The organism is Stenotrophomonas sp. Sm10 (genome assembly GCF_030985515.1).
GTDB lineage: Bacteria > Pseudomonadota > Gammaproteobacteria > Xanthomonadales > Xanthomonadaceae > Stenotrophomonas > Stenotrophomonas hibiscicola.
Genome location: NZ_JAPTFO010000018.1, coordinates 39,346 through 64,000, shown reverse-complemented (window position 1 = coordinate 64,000; position 24,655 = coordinate 39,346). Strand labels below are relative to the sequence as shown.

The 24,655-nt window shown below is 67.8% G+C and carries 21 protein-coding genes; 5 read left to right on the top strand and 16 right to left on the bottom strand.

The annotated features are described in order from the left end of the window. Window positions 1-202: 202 nt before the first annotated feature. The 3 genes from O0J15_RS07570 to gap form a co-directional block, all read right to left on the bottom strand. A complete protein-coding gene (locus O0J15_RS07570) occupies window positions 203-1,579 on the bottom strand; it encodes a DUF3999 domain-containing protein (protein WP_058982358.1) in 1,377 nt (458 codons plus the stop codon). Then, window positions 1,576-4,251 carry a DUF2339 domain-containing protein gene (locus tag O0J15_RS07565; protein ID WP_308305414.1) on the bottom strand — a complete coding sequence of 892 codons (2,676 nt, stop codon included), beginning with the start codon at window positions 4,249-4,251 and terminating at the stop codon, window positions 1,576-1,578. The genes O0J15_RS07570 and O0J15_RS07565 overlap by 4 nt, the downstream gene beginning before the upstream one ends. A 125-nt stretch (window positions 4,252-4,376) precedes the next feature. Further along, complete coding sequence (gap, locus tag O0J15_RS07560) at window positions 4,377-5,381, bottom strand: type I glyceraldehyde-3-phosphate dehydrogenase (protein WP_019660012.1); 1,005 nt, start codon at window positions 5,379-5,381, stop codon at window positions 4,377-4,379. A 192-nt stretch (window positions 5,382-5,573) separates the two neighbouring features. On the opposite strand from gap, the gene O0J15_RS07555 reads away from it, so the two are divergent. Then, a complete protein-coding gene (locus O0J15_RS07555; RefSeq protein WP_005410839.1) occupies window positions 5,574-6,203 on the top strand; it encodes an OmpW family protein in 630 nt (209 codons plus the stop codon). A 230-nt stretch (window positions 6,204-6,433) separates the two neighbouring features. Here O0J15_RS07555 and O0J15_RS07550 read toward each other — a convergent pair whose 3' ends face one another. Continuing rightward, window positions 6,434-7,561 carry a GGDEF domain-containing protein gene (locus O0J15_RS07550; RefSeq protein ID WP_155030040.1) on the bottom strand — a complete coding sequence of 376 codons (1,128 nt, stop codon included), beginning with the start codon at window positions 7,559-7,561 and terminating at the stop codon, window positions 6,434-6,436. A gap of 113 nt (window positions 7,562-7,674) precedes the next feature. On the opposite strand from O0J15_RS07550, the gene O0J15_RS07545 reads away from it, so the two are divergent. Beyond that, the gene (locus O0J15_RS07545) at window positions 7,675-8,493 is read left to right on the top strand and encodes a S1/P1 nuclease (RefSeq protein ID WP_308305413.1); all 819 of its coding nucleotides are present in this window, start codon (window positions 7,675-7,677) and stop codon (window positions 8,491-8,493) included. An 11-nt stretch (window positions 8,494-8,504) separates the two neighbouring features. Beyond that, complete coding sequence (locus O0J15_RS07540) at window positions 8,505-9,305, top strand: MBL fold metallo-hydrolase (RefSeq protein ID WP_019660009.1); 801 nt, start codon at window positions 8,505-8,507, stop codon at window positions 9,303-9,305. Between the two features lie 57 nt (window positions 9,306-9,362). Here the strand turns inward: O0J15_RS07540 and O0J15_RS07535 are convergent, their stop codons facing one another. Genes O0J15_RS07535 through O0J15_RS07525 form a run of 3 tightly spaced genes read right to left on the bottom strand, consistent with a single transcriptional unit; the run spans window position 9,363 to window position 11,522 of the window. After that, window positions 9,363-9,926, bottom strand: coding sequence for a hypothetical protein (locus O0J15_RS07535; RefSeq protein WP_019660008.1), 564 nt, complete (start codon window positions 9,924-9,926; stop codon window positions 9,363-9,365). Then, window positions 9,923-11,164: a TonB family protein gene (locus O0J15_RS07530; RefSeq protein WP_308305412.1), complete on the bottom strand. Its 1,242-nt coding sequence runs from the start codon at window positions 11,162-11,164 to the stop codon at window positions 9,923-9,925. Before O0J15_RS07530 ends, O0J15_RS07535 begins: the two co-directional genes overlap by 4 nt. Next, the gene (locus O0J15_RS07525) at window positions 11,157-11,522 is read right to left on the bottom strand and encodes a BlaI/MecI/CopY family transcriptional regulator (RefSeq protein WP_010484077.1); all 366 of its coding nucleotides are present in this window, start codon (window positions 11,520-11,522) and stop codon (window positions 11,157-11,159) included. Before O0J15_RS07525 ends, O0J15_RS07530 begins: the two co-directional genes overlap by 8 nt. 118 nt (window positions 11,523-11,640) lie before the next feature. Between O0J15_RS07525 and O0J15_RS07520 the strand changes: the two genes are divergently transcribed. Both O0J15_RS07520 and O0J15_RS07515 read left to right on the top strand, forming a co-directional pair. After that, complete coding sequence (locus O0J15_RS07520) at window positions 11,641-12,198, top strand: flavin reductase family protein (protein WP_308305411.1); 558 nt, start codon at window positions 11,641-11,643, stop codon at window positions 12,196-12,198. 34 nt (window positions 12,199-12,232) lie between these two features. Beyond that, complete coding sequence (locus tag O0J15_RS07515; protein ID WP_308305410.1) at window positions 12,233-14,185, top strand: acetyl-CoA hydrolase/transferase C-terminal domain-containing protein; 1,953 nt, start codon at window positions 12,233-12,235, stop codon at window positions 14,183-14,185. An 86-nt stretch (window positions 14,186-14,271) separates the two neighbouring features. On the opposite strand, the gene O0J15_RS07510 is transcribed toward O0J15_RS07515, so the two are convergent. The 9 genes from O0J15_RS07510 to O0J15_RS07470 form a co-directional block, all read right to left on the bottom strand. Continuing rightward, complete coding sequence (locus O0J15_RS07510; RefSeq protein WP_308305409.1) at window positions 14,272-14,577, bottom strand: HigA family addiction module antitoxin; 306 nt, start codon at window positions 14,575-14,577, stop codon at window positions 14,272-14,274. An 11-nt stretch (window positions 14,578-14,588) separates the two neighbouring features. Continuing rightward, window positions 14,589-14,867, bottom strand: a complete 279-nt coding sequence (locus O0J15_RS07505; RefSeq protein ID WP_010484073.1) for a type II toxin-antitoxin system RelE/ParE family toxin — start codon at window positions 14,865-14,867, stop codon at window positions 14,589-14,591. Window positions 14,868-15,138: 271 nt separating this feature from the next. Beyond that, entirely contained in the window at window positions 15,139-17,136 is a 1,998-nt protein-coding gene (gene tkt / locus O0J15_RS07500; RefSeq protein WP_021203688.1) for a transketolase, read from the bottom strand. A 215-nt stretch (window positions 17,137-17,351) separates the two neighbouring features. After that, window positions 17,352-18,671 (bottom strand): dicarboxylate/amino acid:cation symporter, encoded by a 1,320-nt coding sequence (locus O0J15_RS07495; protein ID WP_308305408.1) that lies wholly within the window; start codon window positions 18,669-18,671, stop codon window positions 17,352-17,354. Window positions 18,672-18,728: 57 nt separating this feature from the next. Then, a complete protein-coding gene (locus tag O0J15_RS07490; protein ID WP_134735195.1) occupies window positions 18,729-20,444 on the bottom strand; it encodes a BatD family protein in 1,716 nt (571 codons plus the stop codon). Next, a complete protein-coding gene (locus O0J15_RS07485) occupies window positions 20,441-22,279 on the bottom strand; it encodes a VWA domain-containing protein (RefSeq protein ID WP_134735196.1) in 1,839 nt (612 codons plus the stop codon). Before O0J15_RS07485 ends, O0J15_RS07490 begins: the two co-directional genes overlap by 4 nt. Further along, a complete protein-coding gene (locus O0J15_RS07480) occupies window positions 22,276-23,280 on the bottom strand; it encodes a VWA domain-containing protein (protein WP_308305407.1) in 1,005 nt (334 codons plus the stop codon). The genes O0J15_RS07485 and O0J15_RS07480 overlap by 4 nt, the downstream gene beginning before the upstream one ends. Continuing rightward, the gene (locus O0J15_RS07475; protein WP_308305406.1) at window positions 23,277-23,726 is read right to left on the bottom strand and encodes a DUF4381 family protein; all 450 of its coding nucleotides are present in this window, start codon (window positions 23,724-23,726) and stop codon (window positions 23,277-23,279) included. Before O0J15_RS07475 ends, O0J15_RS07480 begins: the two co-directional genes overlap by 4 nt. Beyond that, on the bottom strand, window positions 23,723-24,652 hold the full coding sequence (locus tag O0J15_RS07470; protein ID WP_111103978.1) for a DUF58 domain-containing protein: 930 nt from the start codon (window positions 24,650-24,652) through the stop codon (window positions 23,723-23,725). Before O0J15_RS07470 ends, O0J15_RS07475 begins: the two co-directional genes overlap by 4 nt. Window positions 24,653-24,655 lie beyond the last annotated feature (3 nt).

The following is a 24,655-nucleotide window of genomic DNA, read 5'->3' as shown; positions in this document are numbered from 1 at the left end:
GGCATGCCTCGGGCGGGTTGGGCAGGGCGCCCAACCCCGGTCTTGCCGGGTGCGCAGGACAGCGCACACGAGCAAGCCGCTGCCAAGCCTACAAGGACGTACTTGCGGCGTCTCCCGCGAACCCACCCCGCCCGGCCAAGCACGGCTTTTGCTTTACGCGACCAACCGCCCACCCACGAGGGGCTGCGCCGTTCGCCGGAACCTACGCCGAAGGCGCCGGCTTCTGCCGAAGCAGGCTGACCGCCAGGCCGCCAACAACCAACACACCCAGCCCCAGCAGCGCCCACAGCAACCACGCCTTCCAATCGTGCTGCGGCTTCAGCGCCGCATCGCCGGCCAGCGGTTCCGGACTGCCTTCCAGGCGCGCCAGCGTCGGCTGCCAAGACGGATCATTACGCTGGCGCAGCTCTTCAATCAGCACGCCGATCGGCGCTTCCATGCGGCGCGCGGTCGCGCTGCCCACTGCCAGTGCATATGGCGCTGCACCCTGGCTCAGGAACACCAGCACTTCGGGTTGATAACCCAGGCGCAGGGTGGGTGCGGTTGCCGTTTCGGCGGGGTTCGCCACCAGCTTCCAGTAACGATCGCGGTGCACGCCGCCCAGCGGTTGCGCGGCCGATTGCTGCCGTTGGCCCTGCGCGCCCTGCTGCAGCTGATAGGCAATCCACGGCGCACTGCGCCGCTGCCACTCTGCACTCTCGTCATCGCGACTGAACAATGTCCACTGCACCAGGCTGTTGTCAGTGCTGGCCACGTCGGCACGCGCCGCCGGGAAGCGGCCATCCATCTCGAAGGTGTACTCGCCCTTGCCCTTCGAGGTCGGTGCCAGCGACAACCACTCCCATGGCAGTGTGGCCGGTGCCGGCGGCAGCTCGGCCAGTACGCTGCGCAACGTTGGCAGACGGGCATCGCCCTGCGCCAGCACGCGCAGATAGCGCGCTTCCCCATCCACCTGCAGGCGGCGCTGCAGCAGGCGCTTGCCGGCGCGCTGCAGGTCCACCAGCGGAATGTCGCGGCCAAGTGCACGCCAATGCTGCAGGTCGTCGCTGACGTCCAGCTGCACCTGAGCCTGCAACGGCTGGCCACTGTCGGCCCAATCCAGTACCAGCGCCGCCAGCGGCTGCTGGCCCAGCACACTGGCGTCGATCAGCCAGCCGCCCTGCCCGTTGGCCCTTGCACCGCCAGTCACACGTGCTTCCACGCGACGGACACGGCCATCGGTATCGCGCTCGGTCAGCAACTGCAGGTCGTTACGCTGTGCTTCGGCCAGCGGCGGCAACGCGAACCACGGCAGTTCCCGCTGCACCGGCGGTTGTGCCAGCGGCTGGTCCGGCGCGAGCAATGCCGACGGCAACGATTGGCCGGCGGCATTGAACACCTGCACGTCACCCAGGTCTGCGCTACCGGAGCGACGGTAGATCGCCGGTTCCAGCACGACACGGTAGGCACCCGATTGTGCGCTGGACAACGTCAGCGGCCACTGTTCGGCGTACTGGGTACGGTAATCGGCAGCCTGTGCGGTGATGGCGGCCAGCATGCCGAACATCGCCGGCAGCAGCGCCCTGCTCCACGTCTTCATTGTTTTTCCTCCACGGTCGGCGCCGCGCTGGGCGGTGCCGGTGCCAGATAACCCACGACCGTGCACAGCAGGCCGTAGGCGATGAACGATGCGATGCCCAGCAGGTTGCCCAGGTGCTGGCGATCGACAAGCACCAGCTTGGCCAACACCACGCCCATCAGCACCGCTCCCACCATCCACAACACGCGCTGGCCGCGGCGCGAACCCCATACCCAGGCGATCACGCCGAGCACGCTCCACAGCACGGTCAGGCTGGTCTGCGCCAGGCTGGAACGCATCATCGACGAACTCCACGACAGGCCGCCCCACTGATGCACGCCGTGCAGCACCAGGCTGGTCAGCGCGACGAAGGTGGCCAATGCCAACAGCGGCAGCCGGATCTTCACCAGTGCCTGCGGCGCCTGCCCGCTGTACAGCCAGCGCGCCAGCAGCGCCAGGCTCAACCACTGCCCCAGCTCGGCCGGGTTCAACACCGGCAGCCACGGCAGCGGCGCTGCGTCACCCGGCAGCAACTGGCCGAACAGCCAGCCTGCGGACAGCAGGCCGAACAGCACGCACTGCAACGGTAGGCGCACGCTGTCGAAGGCAGCCCCCAGGGGCCACCGCAGTGCGTCCCAGCGCCACAACGACAGCGCCGCCATCAGCAGCCACGGCAGCGTGAACAGCAGCAGCGTCCAGCCCTGTGCCAGCCCGGCCTCGCCACCGCCCCACAGGGCCAGCAACGAAAGCAGCGACGGCCACAACAGCCACCACAGGAACTGCGCGATGCGTGCCACGGTGTTGCCGCCCTGGCGCAGGCACAGCAACGTACGGACGCCCAGCGCCGCGAACACCGCCCAGGCCAGCGCGCCATAGCCGGCGAACGGCTGCTGGTGCGCATCGCTCTGCATCAGCGCCAGCGGGAAGCCCAGGGCCAGCATCGCCAGCGCGGTGACGCCCAGCGCGCGTGCCGGCTGGCGGCGCTGCACTTCAGCCGCCAGCCAGGCCGTGGCTGCGACCAGCACAAGCAGCGCGTCGGCCTGGGTGCGGTGCGGGAAGAAGCGGAAGATCTCGTGCACCAGCCCCCCCAGCCACCACAGCAGGCCCCACAGGTAGTAAACCAGTGCGATCTCGTGGCGCACCCTGCGCTGGTAGCTCCACGCCGAGGCGAACCCGGCCAGGGCCAGCAGCAACGCACCGATGGCGGTCGGGTTGAGCAGGAAGCGGGCGTCGTCGAGCCAGTGGTCGGCGCCTGCCACAAAGGCGAACGCGGCGCCGATCTGCAGCAGCGCACCGGACACCTGCGGCAGCCAGCGCTTCTGGCGCAGGCCCAGCCAGGCCAGGCCCGCGCCTTCCAGCGCAAACACCGCGCCGGTGGCGCGCGCAGACAGTGCCAGTGGCACCGCCAGCGTGGCGAAGCCCACCGCCAGCACCGCATGCGACTGCGCCAGCACGGTGTAAGACGCGCGCGCGATCAGTGCCCGCGCCAGTACGGCGTAGATCGCCGCCAGGCCCAGCGCGCACAGCGCCAGCGTCATCGGCTGCTCGTGCAGCATGCCCGCCTGCATCGAGAAGGCAACCAGGGGCGTGCCGAACACCAGGCTGCCGTCGACCAGGTCACGTCGCCCGGCGGGCTGCCGGCGCGCGTACAGCAGCGGGATCAACAGGTAGAAGGCGAAGAACAGCAGCAGGAACGGCTCGGTGCTGCTGAACTTGTCCGGCGCGTACTGCAACACGCCCCAGAACGTACCGATGCCGAAGGTAAAAGCGAAGCCAAGCAGGTTCAGCGCACGCCACGGACGGAACCAGGCGATGGCGAAGATGCCAGCGTTGAGCACCGCGTAGTAGCTGAACAGCCCCACGTGGTTGCCACTGCCGGTGGACAGCCACAGCGGTGCCATGAAGCCGGCGAGGATGCCCAGCACCGCCAACGTGCGCGAATTCTGCACCACCGCCAGCACGCACAGGCCGGCCACCAGCGCGATCGAACTGGCGAAGGCAAACCCGGGGTTGAGCAGCTCGAACCGTTTGAAGGCGGCGAAGATGGTCAGCAGCAACACGCCGATGGCACCGCCCTGCAGTGCCAGTGCGAACAGGCGCCGGCGCTCGCGCTGATGCCAGCCGAACGCCAACAGGCCCAGCGCACCCACCGTGACGCCGGCCAGGCGCAGCTCGATCGGCAACACCAGCCAGCCCTGGTCGCTGACGTACTTCAACAGCGCAGCAACACCGGCCAGCAGTACCAGCATGCCGATCTTGACCGGCACGTTGCCCTCGGTGAACCAACGCTTGACCGCGCCAATGCCGCGCTCGATGAAGTTGGGCAGTGCCGGTTCGGGGGGCAACGGCGGCTGCACCGGCGCGGGTGGCACCGGCGGTGGTGCGACCGGGCGCGGCGCCTCCACTGCCGCAGACACCGCTTCGCGCACCGGCGGTGGCGTTGGCTGGGGCGGAGGCGGTGCGGCAGCCGCCACCGGCCGCAGGAACGGCGGATCGGCGCCGGCCACAGGCAGGGGCGCAGACCGTTCCGGCGCAGGCTCGGCTGCAACCGGCCGGGCGGCCGGCGCGGCAGCCATGGCGGCCTCCAGCGCGGCCACACGGCGGCGCAGGCCGGCAATCATCACCAGCGCCACCACCAGCAGCAGCGGGATGGCCAGCAGAACCAGTACCACCAGGGCTATGAGTGCTTCCATTGCATGCTTCCATTGCAATCCCGCGCCCCAGCGGCAGCGGTCGACCGGCCCATGCTACGACAGGGCTGGCCCCATAAACGACGAACCCCGGCCAGGCCGGGGTCCGCGTGCGATCTTCGCCGGCCTTACTTGGCGGCGACAACCTTGGCCATTTCCAGGCACTTGTTGGAATAGCCCCACTCGTTGTCGTACCACGACACGAGCTTGACGAAGGTGCCGTCCAGGGCGATGCCGGCGTCTGCGTCGAACACCGAGGTGTGGGTTTCACCGACGAAATCGGTGGCCACCACCTTGTCTTCGGTGTAGCCCAGGATGCCCTTCAGCGCGCCTTCGCTCTGTGCCTTCACTTCGGCGCAGATCTCGGCGTAGGTGGCTTCCTTTTCCAGCTCGACGGTCAGGTCGACCACCGACACGTCGGAGGTCGGGACGCGGAAGCTCATGCCGGTCAGCTTCTTGTTCAGTTCCGGAATGACCACGCCGACGGCCTTTGCCGCACCGGTGGACGACGGAATGATGTTTTCCAGGATGCCACGGCCGCCGCGCCAGTCCTTGTTGGACGGGCCATCGACGGTCTTCTGGGTGGCGGTGGCCGCATGCACCGTGGTCATCAGGCCACGCTTGATGCCCCACTTGTCGTTGATGACCTTGGCCAGCGGGGCCAGGCAGTTGGTGGTGCACGACGCGTTGGAAATGATGGCCTGGCCGGCGTAGGTCTTGTCGTTCACGCCGAACACGAACATCGGCGTGTCGTCCTTCGACGGGGCCGACATGATGACCTTCTTCGCGCCCGCATCGATGTGCTTCTGCGCGGTTTCCTTGGTCAGGAACAGGCCGGTGGCTTCCAGCACCACGTCGGCGCCGACTTCGTCCCACTTCAGGTTGGCCGGGTCGCGTTCCTGGGTCAGGCGGATCTTCTTGCCGTTCACCAGCAGGTCGTTGCCCTGCACGGCCACGTCGGCCTTGAAGCGGCCGTGCACGGAGTCGTACTTGAGCATGTACGCCAGGTAATCCGGCTCCAGCAGATCGTTGATGGCCACGATTTCGATGTCGTCGCCGAAGTTCAGCACCGCCGAGCGCAGGACGTTACGCCCGATGCGACCGAAACCGTTGATACCAACCTTGATTGCCATGTTCTCAAGCTCCTGCGGCCGCGACGGGTGCGGCGGGATGGATAGGGCCCACAAGTCTAGCAAACCGGGGCTGGCCACCGTGGGCCAGCCCCCGCGCCAGAGGGCGGGCGGACAGGATTTGATCCGGATCAAAGCGTTAGCGCGGCGTGAGGCCGAGACTGTCGCCATCCACCCAGCAACGAGATCACCCCCATGCGCAAGACCTCCCCCCTGATCCTGGCCGGCCTGGCCGCCGCCCTGTCCCTCGCCGCCGCCCCGGCCATGGCCCAGTCCAAGGGTGACTGGACCGTCTCGGCCGGCGTCCACCAGGTGGCGCCGAAGTCGAACAACGGCTGGCTGGCCGGCCACACCCTGAAGGTCGACGTCGACAACGACGTCAAGCCGACCATCACCGGCGAGTACTTCATCGCCGACAACCTGGGCATCGAAGTGCTGGCCGCGCTGCCGTTCAAGCACGACATCAACATCAACGGCCTGGGCCGCGTGGGCAGCACCAAGCAGCTGCCGCCGGTGGTGACCCTGCAGTACCACTTCAACAGCAAGGGCAAGGTCTCGCCGTTCGTCGGCGCCGGCGTGAACTACACGACCTTCTTCAGCGAAGACACCACCGGCGCATTGGCCGGCAGCAAGCTGAAGCTGCAGGATTCGTGGGGCCTGGCCGCGCATGCCGGCATCGACTTCGCGATCGGCGAGAAGGGCGCCCTGCGCGTGGACATGCGCTGGATCGACATCGACAGCAAGGTGAAGTTGAACGGCGAGAAGATCGGCACAGTCAACATCGATCCGCTGGTCTACGGCGCGTCGTACGTCTTCAAGTTCTAAGCGTGTGCCGGGCGCGGGGGCTTCCCCCCGCTCCCCCGCTGAACGCAAAACCCTCGCAGCATGTTGCCCCGGTCTTTGCCGGGGCTTTTTTTTGGAAAGCATGCAGAGGCGCGCTCTTCTGTAGAGCCGAGCCATGCTCGGCTATCGCGCGGAGCGCGCAGGTACCCGAAGAAGATCAGCCGAGCATGGCTCGGCTCTACAGAAGCATGAACGGGCCGCCTTTCAGTCGATTATTGATCCGGCGCCACTTCCACCCGGTTGCGGCCGCCTTCCTTGGCGCGGTACAGCGCTGCATCGGCCCGCGCCAATGCCTGTTCCAGCGTATCGCCACCATCATCATGCCAGCGTGCCACACCGATGCTCACGCTCACCACCGGGGCCGCATCCGAATCGGCATGTGCGATCGCCAGCGCCTGCACCTGTTGCCGAAGCTGCTCGAAAGGCGCTGATTCCGGTTGTCCCGGCGCCCAGTGCCCCAGCGCCACGAACTCTTCGCCGCCGTAGCGTGCCACCACCGAGTCGCTACCACGCAGCTGAGCAGCCAGGGTCGTCGCCACCGCATGCAGCACGGTGTCACCGGCGGGATGGCCGTGGTGGTCGTTGTAGCGCTTGAAGTAGTCGATATCGATCATGGCGATGCGCAGTGCGCCACGCGCATGCGGTGTACGCAGATAGCGCTGGAAGATCTGGTTGGCCTGGCGATCGAAGGCGCGCCGGTTCAGCAGGCCGGTCAGCCCATCGTGGTTGGCCAATGCATCCAGGCGTTGCTCGGCCCGCCACGTTGCACGCGCCTGCCGTTCGGAAATGTGGCTGCCGACAATGCCGGCCAGGTTGCTGGCCAGCACGAACATCACGCTCTGCAGCATCTGCGCCCAGTGCCGGCCCACCTGCAGCTCGGCCAGCACGAAGGCCAGCGCGATCAGGGTTCCGGTCAGCGTCGCTACCCCGAAGCGCAGCCCGCACAGAAAGTAGTTCAACAACAGGAACAGGCTGATGCCTTCGTAGGGGTAGTCCACGCCGGCACGGTGCGCGGTCCAGATCATGGTCACCAGCGCCAGCCCGCTGACCAGCACGACGCTGCCGCCCAGCCACTGCAGGTGGCGCCGCAGCACCGGCACGAAGGTCAGCGCGACGCCGAGCAGCAGTGCCGGCAGCAGAACGCCCAGCCGCCAGCGCAGCACCGGCGCGTGCACGTCCGGCGGCAACCAGTAGGTATCGAGCACGGCAAAGCCCAGCGAGAACGCCCCGGCCACGGCGCAGGCCCAGCGCATGCGCCAGACCACCTGGGCATCGAACGCGGCAGCGAACCCGTCGTCATCGGGATGCCCGGCCATGATGCGCCTGTCCGTGATCGCCATCGGCCCCTCCCCGCATGTGCACGGGCCACCCTAGCGGCCGCCGCATCAAGGCCGCGTGGCGAACACCAGGCGTGATCAAGCCCGGGCCTGCAGAGGCCCGCTAGAATGTGCGCATGAAAGCCCTGCACTCCCTGTTCCTCGCCGCCGCCCTGGCGCCGGCCCTGCTGTCCGCTTCCGCCCCGGCCCATGCCTGGGGCGCACAAGGCCACCGCCTGGTTGCCGAAGTCGCCGACGCCCGCCTCACCCCCACCGCCCGCGCCGAAGTGGACCGTCTGCTGGCCACCGAGCCAGACGCCACCCTGGCCAGCATCGCGCCCTGGGCCGACCAGCTGCGCGCCAAGGACCCCGGCCTGGGCCGTCGCTCGGCCGGTTGGCACTACGTCAACATCGCCGAAGACAACTGCCACTACGAAGCACCGAAGCACTGCAAAAGCGGCAACTGCATTGTCGAGGCACTGAAAGCACAGAGTGCCATCCTCGGCGACCGCAGCCTGACCGACGGCGAGCGCCTGCAGGCGCTGAAGTTCGTCGTGCACCTGGTGGGTGACATCCACCAGCCGATGCACGCCGGCTACGCCCATGACAAGGGCGGCAACGATTTCCAGCTGCAGTTCGGCAACCGCGGTACCAACCTGCACTCGCTGTGGGACAGCGGCATGCTCAACACCCGCAAGCTGGACGATGCCGGCTACCTGCCGCTGCTGCAGAGCCAGCGCGCGCCGAAGCTGGCACGCCAGTCCAACCCGCAGCGCGACCCGCAGGCCTGGGCCGAGGCCAGCTGCCGCATTTCCATGCAAGCTGGCGTTTATCCGGCCACGCGTAAGATCGGTGATGAATACACCGAGCGCTACCGGCCGCTGGCCGAAGCGCAGCTGCGACTGGCCGGCGAGAACCTGGCGCAGTTGCTGAACCGCGTGCTCGGCACGCGCTGAGGAGCGTTCCAATGTCGGTCCAGGTACAGTCGTTCTTCCACCGTGACAGCAACACCTTCAGCTATCTGGTCAGCGACCCGGCAAGTGGCGAGGCAGCGCTGATCGACCCGGTACTGGACTACGACCCGGATACCGACGCCAGCAGCGAAGCACCGCTGCGCGACGTGCTGAATGCCATCGAACAACAAGGCCTGCAGCTGCGCTGGCTGCTGGAGACGCATGCCCACGCCGATCATGTGTCGGCAGGGCGCCGGCTCAAGCACCGCTTTCCGCAGGCCACGCTGGGCATCGGCGAAGGCATCCGTGCGGTGCAGGCCACTTTTGCGCCGCGCTACGGCCTGCAGCTTCCGGCCGCCGATGAGATCTTCGATCGCCTGTTCAGCGATGGCGAGACCTTCGCTCTGGGCGAACTGCGCTGTCAGGTGATCGCCGTGCCCGGCCACACCAGCGACAGCATCGCCTATCTGATCGGCGATGCGCTGTTCACCGGCGACTCGCTGTTCATGCCCGATGGCGGCACCGCCCGCTGCGATTTCCCGGGCGGCGATGCCGCGCAGTTGTACCGCTCGATCCAGCGTCTGCTGGCCCTGCCCGATGCGACGCGCGTATTCGTCTGCCACGACTACGGCCCGGGTGGCCGCGGGTTCGCCAACGAGACCACCATCGGCGAACAGCGCGCGCACAACATCCACGTGCACGACGGCGTGGCCGAGGCAGAGTTCGTCAGCGTGCGCCAGGCCCGCGATGCGACGCTGGAAGAACCGAAGCTGATGCAGCCCGCAGTGAAGGCCAACATCCAGGGCGGGGCCTGATCCACGCCGCTGCGCCCGCCGGGCATGGCCCGGCGCTACCCCGGTCATCGCGAGCGATCATTTTCCCTGCGTGCGCACCACGTGCCGTCCCTTCACGATCTCGAACGTGAAGGCGTACTGCAGGGTGACCGCTACCGGCTCGACGCGCTCGGCGCCGCGGCAGTCGCCGCGGTCGGCAGGCACCTTGCCGGCCGCGAAGTGGCAGACCGCTGCGGACGAGTACTTCCACATCGCCACGGCTTCCTGCGCAGCCTGCAGCAGGGGCGCGTTCTCGCGTGCAGCCCCTGCCGCGCACTCCGGGCGATCGGTCAATGGCAGGCTGCGCTCGACGTCGCCGTTGGCATCAACCACCACCTGCAGGCAGATTGTGGTCGGCGCCAGTTCCGCGCGCGGGTCGCTATCCCCGACCTCCGGGTCCGGTGCCGCGTACAGTTGCGGCATCCGGTAGCCCTCGGTCGCACCCAGCGAATACACCTGCAGCTGCCCACTGCCGCCGCCCGCCTGCGGCTGCAGGCGCTGGTGACCGACATTCTCGCTGCGGGTATCGACGGTGGTCAGGCGATCCTGGGTTGCACACCCCACCAGCAGCGCTGCCATCATCAACAGCGGCGCGGACTTCACTTCGCGTCCTCGGTGTCATCCATGGCGTAGGTGATCGGAATGCGTACGGCACCGGCCACCGGCTTGCCGTTCTTCACCGCGGGACTATAGGTCCAGCTGCGCGCGGCGGCGACGGAGACGGCGTCGAACACCCCCGGATTGGTCGCACTGAGTACCCGCACATCGGTCGGATGGCCCTGTGCATCCACTTCGATGCGCAGATTGACCACGCCTACCTGGCGTTGCTCGACGGCGGACTTCGGATAGGACGGCGGCGGCATCTTGTCCACCTGGATCGGCCGGTCCAACCCCGCCTTGGCCGCATCGTCCTGCGCATGTTCGAACGGCTCGACACCGATCCGGGTGCCACCGGCCGCACCGCCCTGGCTGGCCCATGCCACCGCCCCCATGCCCACACACAACCCGACCACCAGCACCTGCCCGGACACCCACGGCAATGCCTTCCGCTTGGACTGCTTCAACATGGCGATACGCTCCTTCAACACGGGTTGGCTGCGCCAATGGCAAACCGCGGGCGCAACCGGGTGGACCAGCTGCGCCTTCAGCAGCGTGCTGGCATAGAGGCCGCGCAGCGCAGGCTGCGGACCGATGGTGCGGGCATCGCAGGCCAGTTCCTGATCGCGCAGGAAGCGGCGTGCGGCCCATGGCAGCAGCGGGTGGAACCAGAACACCACGCGCGCCAGCAGCAGCGCGCCGTTGGCCCAGTGATCGCCGTTGCGACGGTGGTTGCGCTCGTGCTGCAGGATCAGGTTCTGCTCCTGTGCGGTGAACTGCTGGTCGAATGCCGGGCCGACCACGATGCGCGGTCGCCACAGGCCCACCAGCGCGGGCAGGCCGGGATCGCCGCTGGCCTGCCAGCTGCCATCGGTGCGCGGCGTCAGTGGACCCATCCGCCGTTCGAAACGGAGTTGTGCGCGCAGGTCGCGCAGCAGGCAGATGCCCGCGCCCAGCGCCCACAGCGCGAACAACAGCCCTGCCCATGGCAACGACGGCCCGTTCAGAGCATCGATGGCACCGGGCATCACTTTCAGCGGCAGCGTGGGTACCTGCTGCAACAACGCAACCTGCGGCAACGGCAGCATCAGTGCCACCAGCAGCATCGGCAGCAGCCACCAACTGCGGTAGGCCAGACCCACACCGCCCATCCGCACCAGCAGCGGCCGCATTACTGCCAGCAGGATCACGCCCACCGCCAGCCACAGGCTGGCCTGCCACAGTCCGTCGAGCAGCTCAGTCATGGTCCAGCTCCTGGATCAGCTTCTTCAGTTCGGCGATGTCCTGTGCGCTCAACTGGCCACGTTCGCTGAAGTGCGCGACCAGCGGCGCCACGCGCCCCTCGAAGACACGCCCGATGAAGTCCTGGCTCTGCGCCTCCACCCAAGCCTGGCGCTGCAGCAGCGGCCGGTACAGGTAACGCCGTCCATCGCGCTCGGCGGCAATCGCGCCCTTGGTCAGCAGGCGGTTGAGCAGGGTCTTGATGGTCGGCTCGGCCCAGTCGCGATGGGCCAGCGCGGCCACCACGTCATCGGCGCTACGCGGTGCCTGCTGCCACAGCACCTCCATCACAACGGCTTCGGCTTCGCTGATCGGGGTCATGGTTTACATCCGTAATCGACAACACGATTACGCGCGTAATCGAATCATCTGTCAAGCCCCTCGACTCCGGGTTCATCCCGGCTGCGTCAGCATCGATTCCTCCCGCCCCAGGCCCCGGATGAAAGCACTGTCCAAGAAGGAATTACCGGTCGAGCAGGCGCGCCGCTTCCTCGAACCCGGCCCGATCGTGCTGGTCAGTACCGCGTGGCAGGGCCAGCGCAACCTGATGACGATGGGCTGGCACATGGTGATGGGCTTTTCGCCGTCGCTGGTCGCCACCTACCTGTGGAATGAAAACCACAGCCATGCACTGGCCGTCAGTAGTGGCGAGTGCGTGATCAACGTACCCGGCGTGGAGCTGCTCGATACCGTGGTCGACATCGGCAACTGCAGTGGCCGCGAGTTCGACAAGTTCGCGCGTTTCGGGCTGGATGCAGTACCTGCGCGCGAGGTTGGCGCGCCGCTGGTCGGACAATGCCATTCCTGCTTCGAATGCCGTCTTTACGACGACAGCCAGGTGCAATCGAACAACCTGTTCATCTGGGAAATCGTGCGCGCCCACGTCGCGCCCCGGCCGAAGCTGCCGCGCACGGTGCATTACCGCGGCGATGGGCAGTTCATGGTGTCCGGCGCGGAAGTCTCGCGTCGACGGCGGTTCAAGCCCGACATGCTGTAATGCCCGCACTCCCCCACACGCAGGACCGCCCCGCATGACCGAACACCTCACCGACCTGGACGCCGCCGTCGACTGGTTGTTTGCGCGCGTGGACGGGCCGCTGCGGATCGGGGCACCGCTGGCACTGGGCAAGCCACACCGGCTGCTCAATGCCCTCTACGCACGCGTCGAGCACGACCCTTCGCGGCCGCTGCAGCTGTATACCGCGCTGTCGCTGAACCCGCCGAAGGCGCGCGGCAACGGTCTGGAAGCGCGCTTCCTGGCGCCGTTCGCGCAGCGCCATTTCGGCGACGATTTCCCGCGCCTGGCCTATGCCGATGCGATCGCGCGCGACGCGTTGCCGGCACATGTGCAGGTGGAAGAGTTCTACATGCAGTCCGGCGCCCTGCTCGGGTCGCGCCAGGCGCAGTCCAGCTATACCAGCCTGAACTACACCCATGCCGCCGACGCGGTGGCGCAGCGCGCACCGCAGGTGATCGTGCAGAAGGTGGCGATGCGCCCGAACGACCGCCGGCTTTCCCTGTCGTGCAACAACGACATTACCCAGGACACGCTGGATGCGATGACCGCGCGCGGCCTGCAGCGCCCATTGATGATCGCCGAGATCGATCCGCAGCTGCCCTATATGGGCGGCTCGGCCACGGTCGATGTGTCGTTCTTCGATCTGGTGATCACCCCGCCACCGCCGTACCCGGCGCTGTTCGGGCTGCCGCGGCAGCCGGTCGGCGATGCCGACTACGCCATTGGCCTGTACGCCAGCACGCTGGTGCGCGACGGCGGCACCCTGCAGATCGGTATCGGCACGCTGGCCGATGCGCTCAGCCATGCGCTGGTGCTGCGCCACACCGACAACGCGCGCTACCGCCGCGTGCTGCACGCGCTGGATCCGCAGCTGGCCAGCCACCCACTGGTGCAGGAAATCGGCGGGCTGGATCCGTTCGAAGTGGGCCTGTACGGCTGCAGCGAGATGCTCAACGAGGGCTTCCGCCGGCTGGTGCAGACCGGGGTGATCAAGCGCAAGGTGCACGACGACCTGGCGCTGATGCAGCGCATCGAAAATGGCAGCACGCTGTCCATCGACCACGCCACCCTGGCCGCCGAGGGCGAGTACCTGCACGGCGCGTTCTACCTGGGCTCGCCGGAGTTCTACGAGTGGTTGCGCACGCTGCCGGAAGATGAGTGTCGTGCGATCGGCATGCGCCGCATCAGCGAGATCAACCAGCTGTACGGTGGCAACGAAACGCTGGAACGCCTGCAGCGCCGGCACGCGCGCTTCTTCAATTCCTGCATGATGGCCACCGCGCTGGGTGCAGCGGTGTCGGACGCGCTGGACGATGGCCGCGTGGTGTCCGGCGTGGGTGGCCAGTACAACTTTGTGGCGATGGCGCATGCCCTGCCGGAAGCGCGCAGCGTGCTGATGTTCCGCGCCGCGCGCGATGACAAGGGCCGGCGCGAGTCCAACGTGCGCTGGAACTACGGGCACACCACCATCCCGCGCCACCTGCGCGATATCTACCTGAACGAGTACGGCATCGCCGACCTGCGAGGTCTGACCGACGAGGACTGCGTGCATGCGATGACCGCGATCACCGAAGCCCCGTTCCAGGGCGATCTGCTGCAGCAGGCACATGCCGCGCGCAAGCTGCTGGCGACCGCGCAACCGCACCCGGTGCGCCTGCAGCGCAATACGCCGCAGGCATTGGCGGCAGCGCTGGCACCGTTCCGCGTCGATGGCAGCCTGCCGGACTATCCGTTGGGCAGCGACTTCAACGAGATCGAGCAGGTGCTGGTGAAAGCGCTGGGTTGGCTGAAGGCCAACACGCAGACCCGCGGCGACAAGCTGCGTACCGTCTGGGCAGCGTTGCGGCAACCGGCCGGCGACGGCGATGCGGTGTACCTGCAGCGCATGGGTCTACAGGCCCCGACGGATTTCGCAGAGCGCCTGGACGCGCGACTGCTGCGCCTGGCGCTGGCACGCACTGCCTGAGAAAGGGGGACGGAGGGGATCAAGTCGTTCATGCACAGACGACTTGATCCCCTCCGTCCCCTTTTTCATCCATGCATGGCGTGGATCTACCGCTCTATCCTCACTGCATCCTCAAGATACAGGCGGGCAATGGGCGGATGCTCTCGATGCTCGACCTGCCACAGGTCATAGGCCGCCTGCATCGCCAGCCACATACGAGCACTGCCGAGGCCCGCAAGTTCAAGACGGTGCGCGAGTTCAGCAGAGATGCCGGCGTGCCCGTTGATGATGGTCGACAGCTGTCCACGGGAATAACCAAGGTGCTGCGCCAGCGCACTGATGGACATGCTGATCGCCGGCAGGATGTCTTCGCGCAGCGATTCTCCTGGATGCGGCGGATCAAGCAACGGCATCGAGCAGACTCCTAGTGGTAATCAAGGTAATCGACCAGTTCGACGTCGAGCCCACGAAAGCGGAACACCAATCGCCAACTCGCCGAGACATTCACAGCCCAGTAGCCGCTATAGCTTCCGTGCAGGGGATGCAGGCGATTTCCGGGCAGCCCCATGTCTCCAGGCAGCCGGGCTTGATCCAACTGCAGAAGCAAACGCCGCAACCGAGCCACATGATCGGCACGGACTCCGGAAATGTCGCCCCGCTCATAGAGCGCCTTCAGGCCCTTATGCCTGAAGCTGACGATCATGCAGCACTAGTGTAAGGCCACACCTTACACTCCGCAAATCCAGTATAGGTTTCTGCGCCGCGCTTGTTGACCATTTTTACTATTGAGGTTGTCTCGGCAGACTCTCCTTTTCGCAAGGAACGCAGGCCAGATGAAGAGGCCAACGCGACAGCGGCGCCGTCGGGCGGAACACGCCGTCCCCTTTTCTCGTCCACGCATGGCGTGGATCTACCCAGGAAAACGAGAAAGGCCGGCGTGCGCCGGCCTTTCCTGCATCACGCTGCGATGCTGCTTACAGCGCCTTGGCCGCTTCCACCACGTGGGCGGTGGTGATGCCGAAGTGCTTGTACAGCTGATCGGCCGGCGCCGAGGCACCGAAGGTGTCGATACCGACCACAGCACCGTCCAGGCCGACGAACTGGCGCCAGAAACCGGTGACGCCGGCTTCCACGGCCACGCGCTTGCGCACGGCATTTGGCAGCACCGATTCACGGTAGGCCGCATCCTGGCGCAGGAACACGTCGGTGGACGGCATCGAGACCACGCGGGTCTTGATACCGGCCGCGTCCAGCTGGGCCTTGGCTTCGGTGGCCAGCGAGACTTCCGAGCCCGTGGCGATCAGGATCACGTCCGGGGTACCGGCAGCATCGGCCAGCACATAACCGCCGCGCTCGATCTGGGCAATCTGCTCGGCGCTGCGCGGCTGGTGCGGCAGGTTCTGGCGGCTGAACACCAGGCAGCTCGGGCCGTCCTGGCGGGTGATCGCGGCCTTCCAGCTCACCGCCGACTCGACCGCATCGCACGGACGCCACACGTCGTTGTTCGGGATGTAGCGCAGCGAAGCCAGGTGCTCCACCGGCTGGTGGGTCGGGCCGTCTTCGCCCAGGCCGATCGAGTCGTGGGTATAGACGTGGATGGCGTGGGCCGGGATCAGCGCGCTCATGCGCACGCCGTTGCGGGCGTAGTCGCTGAACACCAGGAAGGTGGCGTCGAACGGAATGAAGCCACCGTGCAGGGCCAGGCCATTGGCAATGGCGGTCATGCCGAACTCGCGCACGCCGTAGTACACGTAGTTGGCGTTGGCGTCGTCGCTGGCAACGGACTTGCTGCCCTTCCACAGGGTCAGGTTGGAGTGCGCCAGGTCGGCCGAGCCGCCGACGATTTCCGGCAGCAGCGGAGCATAGGCTTCAATGGCCAGCTGCGAGGCCTTGCGCGAGGCGATCGTCGGGCCTTCAGCCGCCACCTGGGCGATGTAGGCATCGGCCTTGGCAACGAAGTCGGCCGGCAGTTCGCCGTGCGAACGACGGGTCAGTTCGGCGGCCTCGCCCGGGTACTGGCTGGCGTACTTGTCGAACAGCTGTTCCCACTCGGCCTGGCGCAGGGTGCCGGCGCCATTGGCGCGCCAGCCGTCGTAGATCGCCTGCGGGATCTCGAACGGACCGTACTCCCAGCCCAGCTGCTTGCGGGTGGCTTCCAGTTCGTCCTTGCCCAGCGGTGCGCCGTGGCTGGATTCCTTCCCCGCCTTGTTCGGCGAACCAAAACCAATGGTGGTGCGGCAGCAGATCAGGGTCGGCTTGTCGCTCTGCGACAGCGCGGCCTCGATGCCGGCCTTGATGCTTTCCGGGTCGTGGCCATCGACGTCACGGACCACGTTCCAGCCATAGGCTTCGAAACGCTCCGGGGTGTTGTCGGTGAACCAGCCCTCGACGTTGCCGTCGATGGAGATGTGGTTGTTGTCCCAGAAGCAGACCAGCTTGTGCAGGCCCCAGGTACCGGCCAGCGACGCCGCTTCATGCGATACGCCTTCCATCAGGCAGCCATCGCCCATGAACACCCAGGTGCGGTGGTCGACCACTTCCAGCTCCGGGCGGTTGAAGCGCTGTGCCAGCAGCTTCTCGGCCAGGGCGAAGCCCACGGCGTTGGCGAAACCCTGGCCCAGCGGGCCGGTGGTGGTTTCCACGCCCGGGGTCTCATGGCGCTCCGGGTGGCCGGCGGTGTGGCTGCCCAGCTGGCGGAACAGCTTGAGCTGCTCGATCGGCAGGTCGTAACCGCTCAGGTGCAGCAGCGCGTACTGCAGCATCGAACCATGGCCGTTGGACAGCACGAAACGGTCGCGGTTGAACCAGTGCGGGTTGCTCGGGTTATGGCGGAGGTAGTCGTTCCAGAGGACTTCGGCGATGTCGGCCATGCCCATGGGCATGCCGGGGTGGCCGGACTTTGCGGTTTCAACCGCATCGGCGGCAAGGAAGCGGATGGCGTTGGCCAACTGGCGACGGGTAGGCTGCGTCATGGTTCTGTCGGAATCGGGAGGCGGCCGCGGACGTGCGGGCGGCCTATTGTCCCATAGTCGCCGGGCGGGGGGTCGGTTCACCTTGTCCGGTCGTGCCGGTCGCTGGCCGGCAGCGTCGTGATCTCCGCTGGATTCCGCATGTGAAAAGGGGTCGGATACCTTTCCCTGCGGAAAGGAATCCGACCCCGATCAGGTCGCCAGCAGTGGCCTTGGACTCAGTCCTGGTGGGGCGTCAGCGCCGGGCCGTCGTGGGACTCGCCCTTGGCCACCAGCGTGGTCAGGGCCAGGTCGCCAGTCACGTTCAGCGCGGTACGGCACATGTCCAGGAAGTGGTTCACGCCCAGGATCAGGCCGATGCCCAGCGGGTTCACGCCCACCATCGCGCAGATCATCGCCACCACCGGCAGCGAGCCCGAGGGCACGCCGGCCGTGCCGATGCCACCGAGGATGCAGACCGCCATCACCATGATCTGCTGGCCGATGCTCAGGTCCACGCCGAAGAACTGGGCCAGGAAGATCACCGTCACGCCCTCGAACAGCGCAGTGCCGTTCTGGTTGGCGGTGGCGCCCACGGTCAGCACGAAGCGCGACACGCGCTGCGGCAGGCCCATCTGGTCGGCCACGCGCAGCGCGGTCGGCAGGGTGGCGTTGCTGGAGGCGGTGGAGAACGCCATCACCGTCGCTTCCTGGGTATCGCGGAAGAACGACAGCGGCGAGCGGCCGGACAGCCACACGGCGGTGCCGTAGGTCACGACCATGTGCAGGCCCAGTGCCAGCACCACCACGCCCACGTAGGCGCCCAGGCGGATGATCAGTTCGAAGCCGAACAGCGCGGCCAGGTTGAACATGAAGCAGGCCACCGCATACGGGGCCAGGCGGATGACCAGGTTGATCAGGGTCATCGAGATTTCGAACACGCCTTCGATGGCACGGCGCAGCGGGGCGACCTTCTCGTCGTCGGTCAACACCATGCCGATGCCGAACATCAGCGCGAAGAACATCAGCGACAGGATCGCGCCGTTGTCGGACGCGGCCTGCAGCACGTTGCTCGGCACGATCGACAGCAACATGTCCATGCCCTTCGGCGTGCCATGGATGCCGGCAACGATTTCCTTGCTGCGCTCTGCGTTCTCCGACAGCATCATCGCGGCCACCTGCGGATCCACGCCGGCGCCCGGCTTGAGCAGGTTGACCAGCACCAGGCCGATGCCCACGGCGATGCCGGACAGCAGCACGGTATAGGCCAGGGTCTTCCAGCCGATGCGGCCAAGGGCGCGGATGTCGCCCATCTCCGACACGCCCATGATCAGCGCCGAGAAGATCAGCGGCACGATCAGCATGAAGATCAGGTTGAGGAACAGGCCCGACGCCGGGGTGGTGACGTAGTCCATTACCCACTTGGCACCGGCCTGCAGACCTTCGACGCTGCCGCCCAGGGCGTGCACGATCAATCCCAGGACCAGGCCGATCGCAAAGCCGATGCCCATCTTCCAATGCAGGGGCAACTTCTTCTTGTCGGCAGCAGCTGCTGTCATGCGTGGGTTTCCTCGAAAAATGAATGCACTCTAACAAAGCTCGCAAGCGGCGCCGGTTCAGGTTCGCCGCGGCGGATACAGCGGCGCCAGGCCAGTGTCAGCGGTGATCGCCGCCGCCGACCAGTGCGGTCCGTCACGGAAGACCCCGCGCAGGCGCGTGCGCAGCGGCGCCAGATCACCCTGCCCGCCCCAGCGGGCCTGTTGCAGGTCCTGCAGCACCTGGCGCTGGGCCGGGTCATCCAACCGGGCGATGACCTGCTCGATGCGTTCAACGCCGGCCATCGCGCATAGCTGAGCTTCTACCTGATCGAAGCCTTCACCATCCAGCGCGCGGCGCAGTTCGGCCAGGCCGGCACGTCCCGTCGCCACAGCCGGCACAGCCCCCCTGCCCGCCTCAGGCGGCGCCACGCGCGGGCGACGGCCACGCTGCCAGCCCCACAGCAAGGTCAGCAGCCACAGCAGCGCCAAGCCGATAGCGGCGCCCATCCATGGCCACGGACGCTCGGCCAGGCCGCTGGCGCGCGGATCGGTGGCCGCGATACGGCTGTCCTGGCCATCGCCCCCCGGCAGCGCAGCATCGGTGTCGATCGGCGGCAGCGGCGCAGGTGAAGCACTGCCACCGCCATTACCGGCTGCGACGGCGAGTGTCAGGTCCGGCAGCTTCGCTTCCTGTGGCTTGCCCGCACGAACATCCCACCACGGCAGGCGCGGCCCCGGCACCACCAGCGAACCCGGCTGGCGCGGCACGATCGAATAGCGGCGGGTGATCTTCAGGCGCGGCGTGCTGCCGTTGAAGCTCTCTTCGTACTGCGCCGGTTCGGCGAACACCTGTGCGGCGCTGCCGACGTCGGGCACCGGCAGGTCGGTGAACTGCGCGCGGGTGGCACCGTCGGCAATCGCCTCGACCACCACGTTGGCCGCCTCACCGGTACGTGCGCTGGTCGGTGCACTGGTGTAGCGCAGCTGCAGGCCCTGCAGCGGCAACCATGGCTGCGGCGCCTGCGCCGGCTGTGCCTGTACCTGCAACGTGCGGTCGGCGCCGGTGGCATTCATGCGCCCGTCGCCGCCGCCGAAGAAATCGTCGAAGAAGCCACCGGCACTGCGCCCACTGAAGCGCGCACCGGCCAGCCGGAGTGCACCGCTGCGCTCGGGAACAAGCAGGAAGCGCCGCTCGACCACGTTGTAGCGACGGCCATTGACCTGCCGCACATCGGTGCGGTCATCGCCCACCCGCTGCAACGACGCGCCTGCCGGGGTATCCAGCACCAGTTCGCCGGACGCCAGCTGCGAGGCGAAATACAGCCGCACCACCACGCCCACGCTCTGCTGCACATACGGCGTCTCGTCATCGACAACGGTTTCGATGAAGGCCACCGCGTTGCTGTCGGGGCCGGCCACGGCAGCGGCATCCACCTGAAGGGTCAGCGGCACGGTACGTGCACTGCCCACCTGCAGACCCGGCACCACCAGTGCACCGCTGCGCCGCGGCGTGAGTGCCACGCCATACAGAGTGCGCTGCTGCATGCTGCCATTGCGCCACTCCACCTGGCGGCTGCTGGTCTGCCCGCTGAGATCGAAGTCGGTACGCAACGGCGTGAAGTCCGGCGCGCCCTGGTCGCTCTCGACATTGAGCATGACCGTGTCACCCAACGCGATGCGGTCGCGGTCCAGCCACGCGCGCGGCTGCGCCCAGGCCAGCAGCGGCAGCCACAGCAGCAACGCCGCCAGTACCTGTCGGGGCCAGTGCCTGTGCATGTTGATCGCCCGCGTCATCGCCCTTCCCTCTTCCTGCGTTCGTTTTCCAGCTGGAACTTGGCCCGCAGCAATGCCCCCGGATCATCCGGCACGCGTCGCATCCACGCCTCCACCGCCTGTTGCTCCTCGCGCTGGCGCGCAGTGCTGCCGTCGCTGCCGGGCACGGGCTTGCCGTCCTGTTCGCCCTTGCCCTCACGTGCCTGCTGCATTGCCCGCTGCATGCGCTGGCGCTGCTGCTCATCGGCCCGGGCCTGTGCCTTGGCATCCTCCACCTGTGGTGGCGCCGGCTGTCCATCGCGGCCGCGCTCGCCGGGCTGCGGGCTCGACGGGTTCTTGTCGTCACCGGGCTTGGGCTGCCCCTGCTGGCCCGACTGCGGCTGGCCCTGGCCAGGATCCTGCTGGCCCTGCTGCGGCTTCTGGCCCTGCGGATTCTGCTGCCCCTGGCCGTTCTGCGGTGGCTTCTGCTGCCCGTTCTGCGGTGGTTTCTGCTGATCCTGGCCTTTGCCACCGGACTGCTTGCGCTTGCGCGCGGCATCGACCACGGCACGGTTGGCGACCGCATCGGCCATGCCGGGATGCAGCGCCAGCGCGCGGTCGTAGGCGGCAATGGCTTCGTCGTAGTGGCCCTGGCGGGCCAGTGCATTGGCCAGGTTGTACCAGCCCGCATCGCTGTCGATGCCCTCGAACTGCTTGCGGGCACCGGCGAAATCGCCATTGCGGTACGCCTGCGCACCTTCGGCCAAGCGCTGGTGCTGCACCTGGTCGGCGCGCTTCCACAGCGTGCCCTGCGCTGGCGGTGCGGCGGGCGCGGCAGGCGCCTGCGCCTGCACGTCGCTCATCCATGGCAGCAGGCCCACCGCCAGCACTGCCGCCAGCAGCGCGCGGCGGCGGAAGGCCAGCAACGCCAGCAGCATCACCGGTGGCAGCAGCCAGAACCCTTCATCACGCCATTGCTTGCCCTCGCCCGGCCGCTGCGCTGCAGTGCCTTCGCGTGCATCCAGTACGCCCAGTGCGCGCAGATCACTGGCATCGGCGGCGATGCGGGCATAGCGGCCACCGCCCGCGGTGGCCACGGCACGCAGGCTGCCTTCATCCAGCGCAGCCTGGCGGATCTGCCCACTGCCATCCCGGTACGCCGCCCCGGCGGGGGTGCCCAGGCCCAGTACCGACACCTGCAGGCCGAGGCTGCGCGCCTGCGCTGCGGCCAGTGCCGCTTCATCATCGGCGTGATCGCTGACCAGCAGGATCTGCCCCCGCAGCGCCCCGATCTGGCGCATCAACCGCGTTGCCCAGTCGATGCCGCGGTCGGCACGCTGGCCGTCACGTGGCATCACATCCGGCGACAACGCGTCCAGATACAGCGCCACATTGCTGCCGTCGTCGGTCAGCGGCGCCACGGTGTAGGCGTCCTCGGCGTAGACCACCAGGCCCACCTGTCCGCCCTGGCGGGCACGCAGCAGCTCACCCACTTTCGCCCGCGCCTGCAGCAGGCGCGACGGCGGCAGGTCGGTGGCATTGATCCGGCTGGACAGATCCAGCACGACCAGCAGCGGTGCGCTGGCCTGGAACATCGGCTGTGCCTGCTGGCGCCAGCTTGGCCCGGCCATGGCCAGCGAGGCCAGCGTCCAGCCCAGCAGGACGGCCCAGGGCAGGCGTACGCGGCGGCGCGTGCCCGCGGCCAGCAGATGCGGCAACAGGTGGGCATCCACCGCTGTTCGCCACACATCGCTGCGCCGCTGCCGGTACAGCGCCAGTGCAAGAATGACCGGCAAAGCCAGCAAGGCCCACAGCCATTCCGGGCGCAGGAAGTGCAGCGCATTCCAATCGGGAAGATTCGAAGCAAGCGCGATCATCGGCGACGCTCCGGCCACAGCCACGCCAGCACGCCCAGCAGCAACGCCACCCCCAATGGCCAGGCATAACGTTCTTCGCGCGGGCGCAGGCTCGGCCCCTTCGCGGCGATCGGCTCCAGCCGGTCCAGTTCAGCGTAGATCCCGGCCAGCTGCGCGGTATCGCGGGCGCGGAAGAACTGGCCACCGGTCATGCTGGCAATCTTCTTCAACGTGGCCTCGTCGACCGGATCCTGGTCGGCGGAAATGGGAATGCCGAACAGGCGAATGCTGCCATCGCCACCAAACGCGACGGTGTGGATGCGTACACCTTCGGCGCGGGCCACTTCCGCCGCACGCAGCGGCTCCAGCACCCCGGCGTTGCTGACGCCGTCGGTCAGCAGGATCAATACGCGCTGGCCTTCGGGTTGGCTGCGCAGGCGCTTCACCGCCAGGCCGATGGCATCACCGATGGCCGTCTCGCGACCCGCCAGGCCAACCACGCTGTCGCGCAGCTGGTCGCGCACGCTGGCCAGATCGGCCGTCAGCGGCGTAAGCGTGTAAGCGCGGTCGCCGAAGATCAGCAGGCCGATGCGGTCACCGGCACGACGATCGAGGAAGTCGGCCAACACGGCCTTGGCTGCGGTCAGGCGATCCACCGCCTGTCCACCCAGCACCATGTCGCCCTCGCCCATGCTGCCGGACACGTCCATCGCCAGCATCATCTGCCGGCCCTCCTGCGGCGGCGTGATTGCTTCGCCCAGCTGTTGCGGGCGAGCCAGTGCGACGCACAGCGCGCACCAGCCCAGCCACAACAGCAGCGTGCGCAGCCACGACACATCAACGCGGCCGCCACCGGCCAGCGCTTCCAGTTCCGTCGCTGCATAGGGCACGCGCAGCGCAGCGCCGGGATCGGCACGACGCTTCCACCAGCGCATCAGCAACGGCAACGGCAGCGCCAGCAGGGCCAGCGGCCACGCCAGCTGCAGCTCCGGCCACGGCCAGTAACTTGCCAGCAGGTTCATCGGCGCCGCTCCAGCAGCATGGCCAGATAGCGCTCGCGCGCCCAGCTGCGCAGCGCCGCCACATCGTTGGCGTCCACGCGTGGGCGATAGGCACCTTCGGCCAGCAGGCTGCGACGCGCCGCGGGCAGCGTGCCTTCCGGATCCACGCGCTGCCACCAGGCATCATCGCGCAGGGATTCACTGCCGGGCTGTGCCTGGCGCGCGGCGCGACGCAGCAGCCCTGCGATCGCCGCCAGTTCGGCAGCCGCATCGGCGGTGGTTGCCAGCTCCTGATCAAACAGCTGCAACCAGCGTTGGCGGCGTCGGCGGCGCTGCCACCACAGGAAGGCCATCGCCACCAGCAACAGCAGCACCACGCCGCCGATCATCAGATAGCCCGGTGCCGGTGGCCACCACGATGGGGCCGGCGGCACTTGGACGTCGCGCAGCGGCAGGTTCGCGCTCATGCCGGCGCCTCGGTGGGCGATGGTGCCAGCCAGGCATCGCTGGGCGCATCGGTGGACAGCACCTGTACATCGACGCGGCGCGCTCCCAGCTGGCGCCGCAGCTCCTGCAGCGGTTCGACGAAGTGTGCCTGCCAATGCGCCTGCACCTCGCTGCGCCGCAGGTCCAGGCCGATGCGCTGCTGCAGGGTCTGGAACTGCAGCGCGGCCGATGGAGGCTGCAGTTCCAATGGATCGACCAGCAGCACCAGGCTGAGGTCATGGTGCTGGGCCAGCGCACTCCAGCGCGCAGGCGGAATACGGATGGCCTGCTGCGGGTCGGCCAGCACCAGCACGCGTGCACCCGGGCGCAGGACGCGACCGGCATGGTCCAGCGCGCGCTCCAGGCCAAGGTCATCGGCCGGGGGCTGCGCATACCACCGGGTGAGCGCATCCAGCACGCGCAGCACGCCGCGCGGGCCACCTGCCGGTGCGATCGGTGGTTCACGGTCGCTGCCACGCAGGGCGCCGATGCGATCACCACGACGCTGTGCCGACCACGCGGCGACAGCACCGGCACGTGCGGCCTGCACCGATTTGAAGCGCACGCGGGTGCCGAAGTACAGGGCCGGCGAGGTATCGGCCACGATCAGGCTGACCCGCTCGCGTTCGGCCTGGAACAGTTTGGTGTGGGCACGACCGGTGCGTGCGGTCACCCGCCAGTCGATATGGCGCGCATCATCACCGGCCACGTACTCGCGTGACTCGGCATACTCCATGCCACGCCCACGCAGCGGCGACGGCGCCTGCCCCGCGTTGCCGGCGCGGCCACGGCGTGGCGGCGGCGGTCGCTGTGCAAGGCGGCGCAGCGCTACCAGTTCGGCCAGCTGCGGGCGCAGCCCGTCACCGTCGCTGACGGAAGAGGCGTGGTGCAGGGATGGATCGGCCATGCG